Origin of the sequence: Aliirhizobium wenxiniae, assembly GCF_019511445.1 — a bacterium.
In the GTDB taxonomy this organism is placed as follows: Bacteria; Pseudomonadota; Alphaproteobacteria; order Rhizobiales; family Rhizobiaceae; genus Neorhizobium; species Neorhizobium wenxiniae_A.
Genome location: NZ_JAEUAN010000009.1, coordinates 117,303 through 132,944 on the forward strand (window position 1 = coordinate 117,303; position 15,642 = coordinate 132,944).

The following is a 15,642-nucleotide window of genomic DNA, read 5'->3' on the forward strand; positions in this document are numbered from 1 at the left end:
TTTTGTATCCTCTCCCGCAAGGGGTGAGGACTGGTCGGCCAAGCCGACGAAACGATCCAGTGAATCGTTTCGAAGGACGAACGCTTTGAGCCCCAGCGAAAGGCCGGGGACGCTCCAGACCTCTCCCTCAACAAATCCAATCCCTTACATAAAATTTCATCCCCGCCCTCCAATCTCATGCCTACAATCCCCCCCGTCCCGCCACGGATACACCGGCAGTCGTGCCGGCGAGGCGGGATCGGCACTGGTAGTGGAGAGAGGACGTAAATCTCAACCACCGGAGTCCGCGGAAAATGGTCTCCCTCCGACGACACGGGGGAAGCGGATGAGGTTTCGGACCGGCCTTTCCGCTTCTGATGCCCGAACGGCGCGTCGGATGTGCCTGTGCGGCACACATGGTGGCCTCAAGGATGGTTTCACCGGGCATGCAAGTCCGTCCGCGAAAGCGGAAAACCCGGCGGTAAAGGTCATCCGGCAAGGCAACGGCAGAGGGACCGGAGTTGCGGATAAAAACTGCCGAACGGGGCGCTGAGAGGTGTCACCTATAAACTAAACTCAAGAGGCAGCTTTCAGCGCCCCGTCCGAGTTCTGGCCTAGGCCACAGACAAAAATCCCATGATCGCCAAGGGCTATTCCGTCTGGGAGCTTACCGGAAACAAAGCCTCCGCTCACTCCGCGCCACGCCGATAAGTATGACTTTATTGACATTTGTTCTCGACAGCCGCCCCGCCCGCGCGCTATCGAGGGGCGCAATCAATCTCGGGAGGAGATCCGAAAATGCCGAAGCCTGTGTCGATCATCCTTGACTGGGGCACGAGTTCGCTCAGGGCAGCGCTCGTGTCGGAAACAGGCGAAACGCTCGACACCCGAGACACGACAAGCGGCGGCATCCAGTTCGTCAAGGACGGCGCATTCGAAGCTGCCCTGATGGAAACCGTCGGCTCCTGGTTTGCCGAACACGGCCCCCTTCCGGTCATCGCTTCAGGCATGATCACCAGCCGCAACGGCTGGATCGAAGTGCCTTACGTCGATGCACCTGCCGGTGTCGCGGAGCTTGCCGCCGGCACGAAACAGCTGACGCTCGGCAATGGCGCGATCATCACCTTCCTGCCCGGCATGCGCGATCCGGCGGCAAAGCCGTTTCCGGATGTCATGCGCGGCGAGGAAACCCAGATCGTCGGCTTCGGGCTCGATAAGGATTACACCGTCGTCCTGCCCGGCACCCACAGCAAATGGGCACGCGTCGAGAATGGCCGTATCGCCGGTTTCCAGACCTATGCGACCGGCGAAGTCTTTTCGCTTCTGACCAAGCATTCCTTCATCGCCAAGGCGGTCGAGTCGGCTCCCGGAGCCGAACCCGTCTGGTCGGCCTTCGCTCGCGGTGCGGATTTTGCAGCCAGTGACGCCCGCGCAGCCGATGCCTTCCTGTCTTCCGTCTTTTCCGCCCGCACCGGCGTGCTCGCCGGCGTCCTGAAGGCTGAAGATATCGGCGATTACGTCTCCGGCCTCGTCATCGGCTCTGAATTCCGCCAGGCCCGCGCCGCCGGCTGGCTCATCCCCGGCGAAGCGATCGGCATCGTCGGCAACAATGTCTTGAACAGCCGCTACGGCCGTGTCGCACCGCTCTTCAATCTCACCGTGATCCCGAGCCCGGCGGATGCCGCCAAGCGCGGCGTGCAGCTGATCGCCAGCCAATTGCAATTGACGAAATAAGGACGTTTCCCATGAACCTCCACGACGCGCTGAACGAATGCAACCTGATCGCCATCCTTCGCGGCATCAAGCCGGAAGAGGTCGAGGCGGTCGGCGAGACACTGATCGAGGCCGGCTGGCGCATCCTCGAAGTGCCGCTCAACTCGCCCGATCCGCTGAAAAGCATCGAGAAGCTGCAGAAACGTTTCGGTGACAAGGCGCTGATCGGCGCCGGCACCGTGCTGACGCCTGCCCAGGTTGCCGATGTCGCCGCCACCGGCTCGAAGGTCATCATCTCGCCGAATGCCAACCTGTCGGTCATCGAGGCGAGTGTCGCCAAGGGCATGGTCAGCCTTCCCGGCGTCGCCACCCCGACAGAAGCCTTTGCCGCGATCGGCGCAGGCGCAACCGGCGTCAAAGCCTTCCCGGCCGAAGCCATTCCGCCGCATGTCATCAAGGCCTGGAAGGCCGTGCTGCCGAAGGATATTCCGGTGCTGGCCGTCGGCGGCGTCACGCCCGACAACATGAAGGCTTTCGTCGATGCCGGTGCTGCCGGTTTCGGCATTGGCGGTTCGCTCTACAAGCCCGGCGACAGCGCAGAGGTGGTCGGCGCGAAGGCCCGTCAGTTCATCGAGGCGATGCGCGCTATCAGATAGTCGTTTCAGCTCGCGCTTCCTTCTAGCTTCCGACGCAATCGGCGGATAATTTGACAGCCGATTCGTCGTCCTAGAGAGACGACAGGAAGATTTGAAGGAGCCTGAGCTTGACGGACATGAAAAGCGGCCTGGTCGAACTGAAACCGCAGATCACCGTCATCGGTGTCGGTGGTGGCGGCGGCAATGCCATCAACAACATGATCGAAGAGGAACTCCGCGGCGTGGAGTTCGTCGCCGCAAACACCGATGCCCAGGTTCTGGCGACATCGAAAGCTTCGCGCCGCATCCAGCTCGGCGCCCAGATCACCGAAGGTCTCGGCGCAGGATCGCTGCCCGATATCGGCCGTGCAGCCGCTGAAGAGTCCATCGACGAGATCATGGATCATCTTGCCGGCTCGCATATGTGCTTCGTTACCGCCGGCATGGGCGGCGGCACCGGCACGGGTGCGGCCCCTGCAATCGCCCGCGCCGCCCGCGCCGCCGGCATCCTCACCGTTGCCGTCGTCACAAAGCCCTTCACCTTCGAAGGCCAGCGGCGAATGAAGACCGCAGAAGCGGGCATCCTGGAACTGCGTGATGCGGCCGATACCGTCATCGTCATTCCGAACCAGAACCTTTTCCGCATCGCCGATGCCAAGACCAGCTTTGCCGACGCCTTCATGATCGCCGACCGCGTGCTTTATTCCGGCGTCGGCTGCATCACCGACCTGATCGTCAAGGAAGGCCTGATCAACCTCGATTTCGCCGACGTCAAATCGGTCATGCGCGGCATGGGCCGCGCCATGATGGGCACCGGCGAAGCCTCGGGCGACAATCGCGCGCTGGCTGCAGCGGAGCTGGCGATCGCCAATCCGCTTCTCGACGATATCTCGATGCGCGGCGCAAGAGGCGTGCTGATCTCGATTTCCGGCGGTTCCGACATGACCCTGTTCGAAGTCGATGAAGCCGCAAGCCGCATTCGCGACGAGGTGGAAGCGGATGCCGACATCGTCGTCGGTGCGATCTTCGACCGCAATCTCGACGGCAAGTTCCGCGTCTCGGTGGTCGCCACCGGCCTCGATGGCGATCGCGGCCCGGCGCCTTATCCCGCCGCGTAAAAACAATCTTCGTGGCGTCCCCGGACGTCACGCCCGTGATATTCTCTCACACCGAACAGGTCCCGCATCTGTTCGGTGTTTTTGTTTCGGCTTCTGTCCGCCGCTTGCGGCCGGCAGTTTCCTATTCAAGAATGACCGAGCCTGCCGAGGCAGGCCTGATGGGACAAAAACAAACGGGAACGTCCATGCCATTCGATGACAAGAAACTGGAAGAGCTGCGGGCAAAATACGAAAACAGCCCGGGCGGAGAGATTTTCGATCCGAAGTTCAAGAAGGTTGCCGACAAGATCTTCAACAAGGCCGGAACGCGCGTTGCTCCCTATGCCGGCATCCCTACCCTGCTCGATGCCCCCTACCTGCCCGTCGATGCGGAAAGCCCGGATTTCGGCGACCTGCAGGTGGCGATGATCGGCATGCCGATGGATCTCGGCGTGACCAACCGGCCTGGATCGCGCTTCGGGCCGCGGGCATTGCGCGCGATCGAACGGGTCGGCCCCTATAATCATGTGCTGGAATGCGCCCCGACGCATGAATTGCGGGTGGCCGATATCGGCGACGTTGCGTTCCGCAGCCGCTACCGGCTGGAAAAGAGCCATGACGACATCGAAAAACGCGTCAGTCAGATCGTCGATGCCGGCGTCATCCCGCTTTCCGTTGGCGGCGATCACTCGATCACCCATCCTATCCTCAAGGCAGTCGGCAGGAAGGCCCCGGTCGGCCTCATCCATATCGACGCCCATTGCGATACGAGTGGGCTTTTCGACGAGACGAAATTCCACCATGGCGGGCCGATGCGCAATGCCGTGCTGGACGGCGTTCTCGATCCGACGCGCACTATACAGATAGGCATTCGCGGCGCTGCCGAATATCTCTGGGAATTCTCCTACGAGTCCGGCATGACGGTCATCCATGCGGAAGAGGTCACAGGCTTGGGCATACCGGCGATCATAGAAAAGGCGCGCGCCATCGTTGGCGACGGGCCGACCTATGTCTCTTTCGATATCGATAGTCTCGACCCGAGTTTTGCGCCCGGAACCGGAACGCCGGAAATCGGTGGACTGACGACGAGAGAGGTTCTGGAGCTGATCCGTGGCCTGAAAGGCATCAACATCGTCGGCGGCGACGTGGTCGAAGTTGCCCCTCAATATGACGCAACCAACAACACCGCCCATGCCGGCGCGCAGATGCTGTTCGAAATCCTCAGCCTGATGGTTTTCAGTCCTTCATTGCGAACGACATGAATATGCAGGCTATCTAATTCTTCCTGTGGATGAGGCCTAAAAGACACCTCAACCGAACATGACTGTGAATTACAAAATCTTCATTTGACGCTGGCGCGCCAAATATCCACCGTTTGTTCCAGCCGCCATGATGGCGGTTAGAGGCCCGCACGATGTCATCATGTCATCGTGCGGGCTTCGTCCTCTGACCGCCTTCCAGCGCAGGTCAGATTTCCTTGATCAACTGCTCTGCAATGCGAACGCTGAGTGCCGCTCCCGTCAGTGTCGGGTTCATGCAGGATGCGGACGGCATGACGCTGGTGCCGGCGATGAACATGTTCGGATGGTCATGCGTGCGGCAATCGCGGTCGACGACCGAATCCGCCGGATCGTCGCCCATGCGGGTCGTGCCCATCACGTGCTGGCGGTTCTGCCATTTGACGTCGGTCGACAGCACTTCGGCATCCAGCAGTTCGGCGATCTTGTTCAGATCCTGCAGGCCACGGTCACGGCCGGCATTCCAGTAATCGGTGACGGAGTAATACAGAACCGGAACCGGGATGCCGAGCGCATCGAACTTGGTCTTCGACGGCGTGACGCGGTTTTCTGCGAGCGGCAGCGGTTCGAAATCGATCGCCCAATTGAGCGAGCGGGCTGAATATTTGCGGATCTGCTCGTCCAGCTTGGAGCCGAGAATGCCCTTCTTGATAAAACCCTCGGTCATCTGGGCGGTCGGCACGGTGTTGCGCACCTTGATCTTGTAGCTCGGATAATCCTTGCGGAACTCGCCGTCGCGCTGGTTCAGATACACCAGAAGCTCGGTCGGGCCTTCGCCCGGCCACATGTCTTCCTTGGTCAGCATGTTCATGCTGATGCCGGTATGGTCCATCAGGTTGCGGCCGACCTGATCGGAAGAGTTGGCGATGCCGTTCGGATATTTTTCCGAAGTCGAGATCAGAAGAAGCTTGGCGCTCTCGATGCCGTAAGCGGCAAGAACGAAATACTTTGCCGTCAGCCGATGTTCGGAATTGTCCGGCTTCTTGTACCAGATCGCCGTGATCTTGCCGTCGTCACCGGCTTCGATCTTATAAACCGGCGAATTGTCCAAGAGCTTGGCGCCATGGCGCTCGGCCTCGTCGATATGCATCGAGCCGTCATATTTGGCGCCGATCGGACAGACGGGGTTGCAATTGTTGTTGCCGGCGCAGACCGGGCGATTGCCATAGGGACGCGAGGCGCGGCCGTGCGGTTCGAGCACCGGGTTGAAGCCGCCGACCGAGAGCTTTTCCGCCAGCGTGTCGAACATGTAGCTGGTGTTGAGCTGCTTCATCGGGAAGGGCATGGAGCGTGGCGGCATCGGTCCGCCACCCTGGCCGCTCTCGTCCTGACCGTCCGTGCCGGTGACGCCGAGTTCCAGTTCGGCCTTGTTGTAATACTGCTCCAGATCGTCATAGCCGATCGGCCAGTCGCGACCGCGACCGTAGAGCGTCTGGATCTTGAAGTCGTTGGGGATCATCCGCCACAGCGCCGAGCCGAAATGCCAGGTCGTGCCACCGACGACGCGCAGATAGGAAGTGTTATACTTCACCGGCCCTTCATATTGCAGGTAATCGCCATAGGTGGATGGCGCCCAGGGCATGCTCGGGAAGGGCGAACCCGCGCCCTGCAGCTTGGCATTGGCGAGCGAAAGCTTCACCGGCGCATTGCGGTAGGTCTCGACGATCTCGCGGCGATTGACGCGCGGACCGGCCTCCAGAACGATAACCTTCTTGCCGGCCTTGGCGAGATTGGCGGCAACGATGCCGCCCATGACGCCCGAGCCGATAACGATCAGGTCCGCATCATAGGATGTGTTAGCCATTGTCTTTGTTCCTGTCAGATCTTGCTACCGGGCTTCGGTCCCCAGGCATTGGGGCCGGGACCATAAGACGGGACGGTAAGGAGGCCCTTGGTCGGGCGGTACATCAGCGAGTCGGCATAGGTGATCAGCTCGGCATCTTCCGGCTCGCCGACAACGCCGAGATACCAGGCGGAAACCACCTTGGTGGCGGTCTTCATCAGCGCCGGATCGGTACCGGTCAGCGCCAGAAAGCCGTCCATGTTCGGCACGCCGGATTGCTTGATGAGATCAGAAAGCGCCGCAAGGCTCTTATCCAGATCAGCATCGCGTTTCTTCAGCGCCGCAAGAAAGCGGGCGCCGAGAACCGGATCGAGCGTGTAGCCGGTCAGGAACTCCGACAGCTGGGTAAAGGACGCGACACTGTCGTCGGCAGCGAAGGCCGAGACCGGGCCGGCAAGGCTGGCGGCAATGGCCAGACCACCGAGGGCAGCAGTGCCGCGCAACAGGCTGCGACGGGAGAGATTGGGGCCGGACATGGCCGGAGAGGAAGGATCAAAAGGCATCAGGATCTCCGGGGGAGCGTTCAATGCGAAAAGGGAAAGCGATGCAGGGCTCAGCCGAGCGCCGGGCGCGAACGACGGCGGCGCGACAGTAGCCAGACGATCACGGCAAGCACGATGACGGCAGCGACGATCGCAGCGGGAGCCGCAAGCGGCGCGAGCTTGACGATCAGAGGCTTCTCGCCGCCATCACGGATGCGCGCCACATCGGCAGGCGTCACCTTGACCGACGGATTGCCGTAATTCGCCAGAACATAATTGCTGACATCGGCGATATCCTTGTCCGACAGACGATCCGTGTAGGACGCATCGGCACCGAAGGCCGGCATGAAGGCGACATGATCGCCGACAGTGCGATGCAGGCCGTAAAGGATGGTCGAGACGAGATTGTCGGGGCGATCTTCGCCGGTCGCGGTATTGTGGAACAGCGACGGATAATGATCGTTGCCCTGACCTTCCGCCTGGTGGCAGGCAGCACAGCTGCCGCTGAAGATGTGATAGCCGTTCTCTTCCGGCGACTGGCCCGGCAGGCCGCGCAGCGAGGCTTCAACCTCGACCGAAGCCTCGCCGAGATCGGCGCGCGAGGTCGTCTCAGCCGATCCGATCGCCGGCACGTCCTTGAGATAGGTAACGATCGCCTTGATGTCATCGTCGGCAAGATGCTGCAGGCTGTGTTCGACCGCTTCCGCCATCGGGCCGGCGGCCTGCGCCTTGCCGGGAACATTGCCGGTCTTCAGATACTGGACCAGCTGATCGTCGGACCAGCCGCCGATGCCGGCAACCTTGTCGGAGGTGATGTTCGGCGCATACCAGGAGCCGACAGAACCGCCGGCAAGCGCCTGGCTCGCGTCCTCGGCCATGAAGGCGTTACGCGGCGTGTGGCAGGTGGCGCAGTGCTCCAGCGCATCGGCGAGATAAGCGCCGCGGTTCCATTCGGCAGACTTGGCCGGGTTCGGCTGGAAGCGGGTCTTGTCGAGAAAGAGCAGGTTCCAGACCGCCATCGAGGTGCGGATCGAGAAGGGGAAAGGCAGCTCGGTCTTTTGCGGCTTGTGGTCGTCCGGCTTCACCTCCTGCATGAAATAGGCATAGAGCGCCTTCATGTCGTCGTCGGTGATCTTGGCATAGGCGGTGTAGGGCATTGCCGGATAGAGATGGCTGCCATCCTTGGCCACGCCTTCACGCACGGCGCGCGAAAAATCTTCTTCGCTGTAATTGCCGATACCATCCTGCTTCGACGGCGTGATGTTGGTCGAGAAAATCTTGCCGAGCGGCGTGTCGATGCCGTAGCCGCCGGCAAAGGGCGTGCCCCCATGCGGCGCGGTGTGACAGGCGGCACAGTCGGCAGCAGTCGCGAGATAACGGCCGCGCGCCACGAGATCGGAAGTCTCATCCGCAAGGCTCGCGCCGGTCGTTGCGACCAACGCGGAAAGACAGAGAATTGCGGGGCGGAGCGAAGCGGAAATCGGCGCAAACAAAGTGCTGCCGAAAGACGTACCGGGCAAGACAGGAGGCTTAGGCATATATCCCCGTGCTTTCATCAAGCATGAACAATCAATATCGGTTCCAGACGTGCCTCCCACACGCAGGGCCGATCTTCATCGCCGCGAACCGAGCTGGCACATCGGGAAAATGCCACTCGTTCCGAAGCAATTCTTGAACAAAAAGCTTGATTTACGGGTTCAGGATTAAACCTGAGGCGTGTCGATGTGTCGCGTAGCGACTTGATTTGTGTCATAGCGCCGCAAAAGATGGCTTGTGTAGTCAGTTTGTCGTACAAACAGCCTTCACCAATTGTGAAAGCTTGAGCTGATGAAATTCGACCTCACAGATCTCCGGATATTTCTCTCGGCCGTCGAGGGTGGCAGCCTGACCGCAGCGGCCTTTCAGAACAATGTCGTGGTGGCGGCGGTCAGCGCGCGGTTGCGGAAAATGGAAGAGACTTTCGGGCTTCCGCTGGTGGAGCGAACCGGGCGCGGCATCAGACCGACGCTTGCCGGCGACATTCTGGTCGGCCATGCGCGCAAGGTTCTTGATGATACGAGAAAGCTCGAAGTGGAACTCGAAGCATTCTCGGAGGGGCGCGGCGGTACAATTCGTCTTCTATCCAACACCAACATGCTGTCCGAGCACATGCCGCAACTTCTCGGATCATTCCTGCGGCAGAACCCGGACATATTCGTCACCGTGAAGGACAAGCCCAGCCTTGAGGTTGTCAATCTGCTGAGAAACGGCGAGGCGGATATCGGCATTGTTGCATCATCGGCGGACATGACCGGTCTCGAACGCTGGCGCTTCGTCCCGGATCGGCTTGTGCTGATCGTTCCGGAAGACGCCTCCCTCGAAGGACCGGTTACCTATGCCCGCGTCCTGGATCATCCGCTTATCTCGCTCAACGCGACGGTGGCTCTCTCACAATTCCTGCGGCGGCTGGCGAATGAACTTGGCAGGCGCGCGAATATCCGCATCCGCGTGGAGAATTTCGAATCCCTGTGCCGTATCGTCGAATGCGGTGCAGGGCTCGGGATCGTGCCGGAGAGCGCGGCAAGGCGATATGCCCGCGACATGCGCTTTCGTACGCTGGAAATCGCGGAAGGATGGGCAGAGCGTGAGCTTTACGTCTGCGTGAGAAACGAAACGCAACTTCCACTCTACGCTCAAAAACTCCTGCAGCATTTTCGCAGCTATGCCGACGAAGTGATTGCGACCGCATCAACCGAGCTTTGATGTGTTCCACCTTACCGACGGCATGCCGGTTTACGCCCACTTACGATCATTAAACTTTGAAATATTGTCGCAGATTTGATGTTCATCAACTTCGACCAAAAACAGGCATGACAGTAGAATTTTTCGATGCAAGAAACCCCATAGAGAAGGGGGGATCTTTCTTGCGGCGAAAGTTTAACTCATGGACTATTCAGAGACATCCGAACAATCATATTTATATCGCGAAATAGAAATTCCTTTCGGCTTTCCGGAGATATTCTTCTCTCGAACCGATACGCGTGGCAAAATTCAGGCCGGCAATGAGGTCTTCCAGCGTATCAGCGGCTATTCCTGGAGCGAACTCGCAGGAAAACCCCACAACATTATCCGGCACGAAGGAGTGCCGCGCGCCGTCTTCTGGTTGCTTTGGGATCGCCTGAGACAAGGTTTGCAGACGGGCGCCTATGTAAAGAACAAGAGCAAGGACGGGCGTTTTTATTGGGTCTACGCCATCATAACGCCATGCGAGGGCGGCTTTCTTTCCGTCCGTATCAAGCCCAGCAGCGCCTTATTCGGCGTCGTTCAGGCCGAATATGCATCGCTGGTCCAGATTGAAGCAGAGGAGAAATTGCCGCCGGCGGAAAGCGCTGCGCGGTTGATGGCACGCTTGGCCGTGCTCGGCTTTGAAAGCTACGATGCCTTCATGGCGACGAGCCTGGCTGCGGAGTTTTCCGGTCGCGACGAAAGCCTGCAGAAACCGCCTCGGCAAACACTTGCGCTCTATGAACGGTTAATGCCGGCTGCGGCACGGCTGCTGGCTGCGGCCCGCCAGATCTCTGAAGGCTACCTGACCTACAGGTTCGTTCCGCTCAATCTGCTCGTTCATGCCGGCCAGATCGGCGAGACCGGTGCCGCGATCGCCACTATTTCGACGAACTACAACACATTGTCCGAGGAGATAGAGCAAGGCCTGGAGAGGTTCCTGGATGCCGCTCTCAAAGTATCCCACACGATCAATGTGGGAGCGTTCCTGCTTGCCACCTCCTATGTCCAGCAGGAAATCGCCAGCAGTTTCAGGGAAGAGGTGCCCATCGAGGGCGTCGACCATGCGACAGAGAAGAACTATCTCGACCAGCAGCAATCGACCTATCAGAGTGAGGCACTAAAGAGCCTGACCGGGATCGAACAGGAACTGAAGAGTTTCTTCGAGATGGTCTCCGAGATGAAGCGGCTGGCTTCCGGCCTGGCTGCGATCCGCATCATGGGAAAAGTGGAATCCGGTCGCCTCAGTGTCGCCGTGGTGAACGATCTCATCATGGATCTGGAAGCGTTTCAGGATATCGTTCAGGCCAGTCTTTCCGACATCCTACAGGCTAACGACGCCTTGAGAATGGGGACCTCGCGCCTGCTGGAGGCCTACGCAACCGAAGGCGTTTGATTGTCCATTATTGCAATGGGACTGCGGGCCAGAAAGTCCCTCGCTGATCGTAGATGAGCGAGGGACTATACTGTCATGATCCGAGAGCGAGATCGAAGACGTGGTGGTGGATATGCCCGTCGAACATCTCAAGCAGGCCTCTGGTCATCTCACGGCTCTCGTAACGGACAGGAGAGTCCAGCGCAGCGGCAAGCGCCTCGCGACTGTCATAGGCGGTCCAGAGCACCATCGGAAAAGATGGGGCGCCCTCGTCCCGCTCGACTGCGTAAAGAACCTTGACTTCACGGATTCCGGGAAAAGCCAGCCACATCGGCATCAGCTTTTCTGCGACATAAGCCTTGAAGGCGCTTTCCTTGCGGGCATGGATCGAGCCTTCGAAAAAGGCCTGACGGATGATCATGGCTGGCTGTCCTCAGTTGACCGTGGTCGGCGGCTTCTCGCCGGCGAAATAGGCGGCGAGGTTTTTCAGGACCATTTCACCCATGCCCAGACGCGTCTCGACCGTCGCGCTGCCAACATGCGGAAGAAGCACGGTATTGGGTGCGGTAAAGAATTCTTCGCGGATGTTCGGCTCGTTGACAAAGACGTCGAGGCCGGCGCCGGCGATCTTGCCGGAGGTGAGTGCGGCCAGCAGCGCATCTTCATCGACGACCGTGCCGCGGGCGATATTGATGAGATACCCCTTCGGTCCAAGCGCTTCGAGCATTTCGGCATTGACTATATTGAAGGTCTCGGCATTGGCGGAGATCACGACGCAGAGCACGTCGCTGTCCTTGGCGAGGTCAATGGGTGTGGCGCAAGCTTTCCAGCTCGTGTCCTTTACCGGCGAGCGGTTCCAGTAGCGAACCTCCATGCCGAAAGCTTCCGCCTTGCGGCCGACAGCCTTGCCAATTTGGCCGAGGCCGAGAATGCCGAGACGCTTGCCTTTGGGGCTGGTGGCAAGCGGAAACCCGCCCTTCTTCCAGTTGCCGCTGCGGACATAGGCGTCGCCGGCCACGACCTGGCGCAGAGTGGCGAGGATGAGTGCGATGCCGACATCTGCAACATCATCCGTCAACACGCCGAGCGTGGTCGCGACATCGATATTGCGTTCGCGGGCGAATTTCAGGTCGATCTTGTCGGTACCCACGCCATTGACGGCGACAACGCCGAGGTTTGGCAGCTTTTCGATCCATTCGTTGGAGATACCGCCGCCGCCGCCGGTGGCCGCCGCGCGTATACGCGGCAGGGCCTCGTCGATCGCCTGTTTCTGGCCTGGATCAAAGGCACGATGCACGGTGTAGAGCGCATCGAGCCGTTCCTCGATCGGCTTCATCATCGGTTCGAGAAGCAGGAGGTCGGGTTTCATCTGTCTTTTCCTTGTAATGCGTGGATCAGGAGATCTGGCCGAGGAAGTTCTTCAGACGCTCGTTCTTCGGATTGTCGAAGAACGTATCCGGCGGGCCCATTTCCAGAATTTCACCGCGATCCATGAAGATCACCCGGTCGGCCACCTGACGCGCGAATCCCATCTCGTGGGTTACGCAGAGCATGGTCATGCCTTCCTTGGCAAGGTCGATCATGGTGTCCAGCACCTCCTTGACCATTTCCGGGTCAAGCGCCGAGGTCGGCTCGTCGAACAGCATGATCTTCGGATTCATGCAGAGCGCGCGGGCAATCGCCACACGCTGCTGCTGGCCACCGGACAGCTGAGCCGGGTATTTCTCGGCCTGCTCGGGAATGCGAACACGCTCAAGGAAGCGGCGGGCCGTTTTCTCGGCTTCGACCTTGGAAATGCCGCGCACCTTCATCGGCGCGAGCGTGCAGTTTTCAAGAACCGTCATATGCGGGAAGAGATTGAAGCTCTGGAACACCATGCCGGTTTCCTGGCGCACCAGATCGACATTCTTGCCGCCGGCCGTCAGGTCGTGACCATCGACGACAATGCGGCCCTGCTGGATGACTTCCAGTTGGTTGATGCAGCGGATCAGCGTCGACTTGCCGGACCCGGAAGGGCCGCAGATGACGATACGCTCGCCGCGGGTCACTTCCAGATTGACGTTATTGAGGGCGTGGAAGGCGCCATACCACTTGTTGACGCCTTCCATATGCACGGCGAGATCGGAAGTCCCGCGCACGGCCGCAGTTGCGTTCGCTTTTGCCTCGGTCATGCGAGGAACTCCTTCACGTCTGACTTACTTCTTGGCTTCCGACACGAATTCCGGCAGCGGCGAACCGAGCCACTTTTCGTGGATCTTGTTCAACTCGCCATCGGCCTTGGCCTTTTCGACAAAGGCGTTGACGGCGGTCAGCAATTCGGCAGAACCCTTGCGAACGGCGATGCCCTGAACCTGCTGGCTGAGCTGCAGTTTCTGGTCGAAACGACCCGGAGCTGCCTGTTCGATCTGGGTGGCGACGACGTTGGAAACACCGATCAGTTCGACCTGGCCAGAGAGCAGAGCCTGCACGGCGCTGGCATCGTCATCGAAACGCTGGATCTTGGCATCCTTCGGAGCGACCTTGGTGACAGCCGTATCCTGGGTCGATGCACGGGCGACGCCGATCGTCTTGCCCGACAGGTCTTCCGGCTTGGAAACGGCGGTATCGGCTGCGCCGAACACGCCGATCGAGATGCCGGCATAGGGCTGCGAGAAGTCGACATTCTTGGCGCGCTCTTCGGTGATGCCGAGCGAGGCTACGAGCAGATCGACCTGATTGCTCTGCAGATAGGGAATGCGGTTCGGGCCGGTGACCGGAACGATCTGGACCTTGACGCCCCATTCGGCGCCGAGCAGCTTGGCGACGTCAGCGTCATAGCCGTCCGGCTCGTTCGACGTATTCATGATGCCGAATGGCGGGAAATCCACCATCATGCCGATCTTGACCGTGCCGGCCTGCTTGATCGTTTCGACCGTCTGTGCCGATGCGAACGAAGCGGTCGCCCCGATCACCAGTGCGGCGCCGATGCCGGCCATTGCCATGCGTCTCGAAATATTCATGTTCCTACCCTTTCTTGTCCACCGGCATCCTCCCGCCGGTAAAGGACCGGTCAACGTGTCGTCGACCGGGAAAACTTTACTTCCATGCGACGTGCAAGCAGCGAAAGCGGCCAGCACAGAACGAAATAAACTGCAGCCACGGTGCCGAACACCATAAACGGGCTGAATGTCGCATTGTTGATGATCTGGCCCTGACGCGTGAGTTCGGTAAAGCCGATGATCGCGGCAAGCGAGGTGCCCTTGATCAACTGCACCAGGAAGCCGACCGTCGGCGCGACCGCGATGCGGCTTGCCTGCGGCAGGATGATGTAGCGCATTCGGTTGACGTAGCGCAGGCCGAGTGCGGTTGCCGCTTCACGCTGGCCGGGCGGGATCGCCTCGATACAGCCGCGCCAGATTTCACCCAGAAAGGCGCTGGCATGCAGGGTGAGAGCGACAGCCGCCGCGATCCACGGGTTGATGGCAAAGCCCAAAATGTTCATGCCGAAGAACACCAGGAAGAGCTGCATCAAAAGCGGCGTTCCCTGGAAGACGCGGATGAAGCCCGTGGCGAGCAGGCGTGGCAATTTCGCATCCGAGACGCGTGCAAGCGCGATCAGCAGGCCACCGACACCGCCGCCGGCAAAGGCGATTGCGGAAAGCGCAATCGTCCACTGCGCCGCCATGACGATGATCCAGAACTCGTTGATGCCAAAAGGTCTGATAAGCATGATCCGGCCCTCCTCAGCGGCTCAACGGATATCGGAATGCAGCCCTCTCGATCATCGAGAAGATCGCGGAGAACCCGATCGACATGATGAGATACATGGCTGTGATGACGATATAGACCTCGAAGCTGGCGAAGGTCGCAGACTGCAGATCGTTGCCGGCAGCGGCCAGATCGTCGGCAGAGATGGCGGAGACCACGCTTGAGGTCAGCATCAGATAGATGAACTGGCTGGTCAGCGCCGGATAGACCGTCCGGAGCGCCGGTTTCATGATGATGTAGCGGAAGATCTGCAGCTTGGAGAGGCCGAGCGCGGTACCGGCCTCGACCTGGCCCTTCTGGATCGACTCGATGCCGGCGCGAATGATTTCCGTGCCATAGGCGCCGAAATTCACCACCAGAGCGACCAATGCGGCGCTGTTCGGCGACAGCCTTATGCCAAGCGCCGGAAGGCCGAAGAAGATGAAGAAGATCTGCACCAGGAAGGGCGTATTGCGGATGATCTCGATATAGGCATCGATCACCCAGCGCAGCGGCGCGACCCGCGAGGTCTTGCCGGCGGCACAGAGGATCGACACGATCAGGCCGATCAGCATCGCCGCACAGGACAGCTGTACGGTCACCCAGGCGCCGAGCAAGAGCTTGTCAAAACCCGCGAGGACGGGTTCGAAATTGAAATTGTACAAGGGCTCCTCCGCGCTCTTCGGCCGCACCTCCATGCGACCATTTAGATCGATCTAATTCGGTTGTCG

The 15,642-nt window shown here is 59.9% G+C and carries 15 protein-coding genes; 6 read left to right on the plus strand and 9 right to left on the minus strand.

Translation table 11 applies throughout. The annotated features are described in order from the left end of the window. The first annotated feature begins 777 nt into the window (after window positions 1-777). The 4 genes from JNB91_RS13060 (at window position 778) to speB (ending at window position 4,686) form a co-directional block, all read left to right on the plus strand. Window positions 778-1,713 (plus strand): 2-dehydro-3-deoxygalactonokinase, encoded by a 936-nt coding sequence (locus JNB91_RS13060; protein ID WP_220325951.1) that lies wholly within the window; start codon window positions 778-780, stop codon window positions 1,711-1,713. An 11-nt stretch (window positions 1,714-1,724) separates the two neighbouring features. Beyond that, window positions 1,725-2,348 (plus strand): 2-dehydro-3-deoxy-6-phosphogalactonate aldolase, encoded by a 624-nt coding sequence (locus JNB91_RS13065; RefSeq protein ID WP_220325952.1) that lies wholly within the window; start codon window positions 1,725-1,727, stop codon window positions 2,346-2,348. Between the two features lie 116 nt (window positions 2,349-2,464). Next, window positions 2,465-3,445, plus strand: a complete 981-nt coding sequence (gene ftsZ / locus JNB91_RS13070) for a cell division protein FtsZ (protein ID WP_430736275.1) — start codon at window positions 2,465-2,467, stop codon at window positions 3,443-3,445. Window positions 3,446-3,630: 185 nt separating this feature from the next. Then, complete coding sequence (gene speB, locus JNB91_RS13075) at window positions 3,631-4,686, plus strand: agmatinase (protein ID WP_220325954.1); 1,056 nt, start codon at window positions 3,631-3,633, stop codon at window positions 4,684-4,686. A gap of 205 nt (window positions 4,687-4,891) precedes the next feature. Here the strand turns inward: speB and JNB91_RS13080 are convergent, their stop codons facing one another. The 3 genes from JNB91_RS13080 to JNB91_RS13090 are packed head-to-tail and all read right to left on the minus strand — an operon-like array spanning window position 4,892 to window position 8,585. Then, the gene (locus JNB91_RS13080; protein ID WP_220325955.1) at window positions 4,892-6,526 is read right to left on the minus strand and encodes a GMC family oxidoreductase; all 1,635 of its coding nucleotides are present in this window, start codon (window positions 6,524-6,526) and stop codon (window positions 4,892-4,894) included. 14 nt (window positions 6,527-6,540) lie between these two features. Continuing rightward, entirely contained in the window at window positions 6,541-7,068 is a 528-nt protein-coding gene (locus tag JNB91_RS13085) for a sorbitol dehydrogenase family protein (protein WP_220325956.1), read from the minus strand. A gap of 50 nt (window positions 7,069-7,118) precedes the next feature. After that, entirely contained in the window at window positions 7,119-8,585 is a 1,467-nt protein-coding gene (locus JNB91_RS13090) for a c-type cytochrome (RefSeq protein ID WP_220325957.1), read from the minus strand. 289 nt (window positions 8,586-8,874) lie between these two features. Between JNB91_RS13090 and JNB91_RS13095 the strand changes: the two genes are divergently transcribed. Together JNB91_RS13095 and JNB91_RS13100 are read left to right on the plus strand one after the other, a co-directional pair. Beyond that, complete coding sequence (locus JNB91_RS13095; RefSeq protein WP_220325958.1) at window positions 8,875-9,789, plus strand: LysR family transcriptional regulator; 915 nt, start codon at window positions 8,875-8,877, stop codon at window positions 9,787-9,789. 181 nt (window positions 9,790-9,970) lie between these two features. Beyond that, window positions 9,971-11,206 (plus strand): PAS domain S-box protein, encoded by a 1,236-nt coding sequence (locus tag JNB91_RS13100; RefSeq protein WP_220325959.1) that lies wholly within the window; start codon window positions 9,971-9,973, stop codon window positions 11,204-11,206. Window positions 11,207-11,279: 73 nt separating this feature from the next. Here JNB91_RS13100 and JNB91_RS13105 read toward each other — a convergent pair whose 3' ends face one another. Genes JNB91_RS13105 through JNB91_RS13130 form a run of 6 tightly spaced genes read right to left on the minus strand, consistent with a single transcriptional unit; the run spans window position 11,280 to window position 15,576 of the window. Further along, on the minus strand, window positions 11,280-11,606 hold the full coding sequence (locus tag JNB91_RS13105; protein ID WP_220325960.1) for an EthD domain-containing protein: 327 nt from the start codon (window positions 11,604-11,606) through the stop codon (window positions 11,280-11,282). Between the two features lie 12 nt (window positions 11,607-11,618). After that, window positions 11,619-12,554, minus strand: a complete 936-nt coding sequence (locus JNB91_RS13110) for a 2-hydroxyacid dehydrogenase (RefSeq protein ID WP_430736274.1) — start codon at window positions 12,552-12,554, stop codon at window positions 11,619-11,621. Between the two features lie 25 nt (window positions 12,555-12,579). After that, window positions 12,580-13,356, minus strand: a complete 777-nt coding sequence (locus JNB91_RS13115) for an amino acid ABC transporter ATP-binding protein (protein WP_220325961.1) — start codon at window positions 13,354-13,356, stop codon at window positions 12,580-12,582. Window positions 13,357-13,380: 24 nt separating this feature from the next. Beyond that, entirely contained in the window at window positions 13,381-14,184 is an 804-nt protein-coding gene (locus JNB91_RS13120) for a transporter substrate-binding domain-containing protein (RefSeq protein ID WP_220325962.1), read from the minus strand. A 50-nt stretch (window positions 14,185-14,234) separates the two neighbouring features. Continuing rightward, window positions 14,235-14,894, minus strand: a complete 660-nt coding sequence (locus JNB91_RS13125; RefSeq protein ID WP_220325963.1) for an amino acid ABC transporter permease — start codon at window positions 14,892-14,894, stop codon at window positions 14,235-14,237. A 13-nt stretch (window positions 14,895-14,907) separates the two neighbouring features. Continuing rightward, window positions 14,908-15,576: an amino acid ABC transporter permease gene (locus tag JNB91_RS13130; RefSeq protein WP_220325964.1), complete on the minus strand. Its 669-nt coding sequence runs from the start codon at window positions 15,574-15,576 to the stop codon at window positions 14,908-14,910. Window positions 15,577-15,642: the final 66 nt, after the last annotated feature.

Excerpts from the sequence above, each read along its gene's own strand:
- JNB91_RS13060 (WP_220325951.1), top strand. The coding sequence starts at position 778 with ATGCCGAAGCCTGTGTCGATCATCCTTGACTGGGGCACGAGTTCGCTC.
- JNB91_RS13065 (WP_220325952.1), top strand. The coding sequence starts at position 1,725 with ATGAACCTCCACGACGCGCTGAACGAATGCAACCTGATCGCCATCCTT.
- ftsZ (WP_430736275.1), top strand. The coding sequence starts at position 2,465 with ATGAAAAGCGGCCTGGTCGAACTGAAACCGCAGATCACCGTCATCGGT.
- speB (WP_220325954.1), top strand. The coding sequence starts at position 3,631 with ATGCCATTCGATGACAAGAAACTGGAAGAGCTGCGGGCAAAATACGAA.
- JNB91_RS13080 (WP_220325955.1), bottom strand. The coding sequence starts at position 6,526 with ATGGCTAACACATCCTATGATGCGGACCTGATCGTTATCGGCTCGGGC.
- JNB91_RS13085 (WP_220325956.1), bottom strand. The coding sequence starts at position 7,068 with ATGCCTTTTGATCCTTCCTCTCCGGCCATGTCCGGCCCCAATCTCTCC.
- JNB91_RS13090 (WP_220325957.1), bottom strand. The coding sequence starts at position 8,585 with ATGCCTAAGCCTCCTGTCTTGCCCGGTACGTCTTTCGGCAGCACTTTG.
- JNB91_RS13095 (WP_220325958.1), top strand. The coding sequence starts at position 8,875 with ATGAAATTCGACCTCACAGATCTCCGGATATTTCTCTCGGCCGTCGAG.
- JNB91_RS13100 (WP_220325959.1), top strand. The coding sequence starts at position 9,971 with ATGGACTATTCAGAGACATCCGAACAATCATATTTATATCGCGAAATA.
- JNB91_RS13105 (WP_220325960.1), bottom strand. The coding sequence starts at position 11,606 with ATGATCATCCGTCAGGCCTTTTTCGAAGGCTCGATCCATGCCCGCAAG.
- JNB91_RS13110 (WP_430736274.1), bottom strand. The coding sequence starts at position 12,554 with ATGAAACCCGACCTCCTGCTTCTCGAACCGATGATGAAGCCGATCGAG.
- JNB91_RS13115 (WP_220325961.1), bottom strand. The coding sequence starts at position 13,356 with ATGACCGAGGCAAAAGCGAACGCAACTGCGGCCGTGCGCGGGACTTCC.
- JNB91_RS13120 (WP_220325962.1), bottom strand. The coding sequence starts at position 14,184 with ATGAATATTTCGAGACGCATGGCAATGGCCGGCATCGGCGCCGCACTG.
- JNB91_RS13125 (WP_220325963.1), bottom strand. The coding sequence starts at position 14,894 with ATGCTTATCAGACCTTTTGGCATCAACGAGTTCTGGATCATCGTCATG.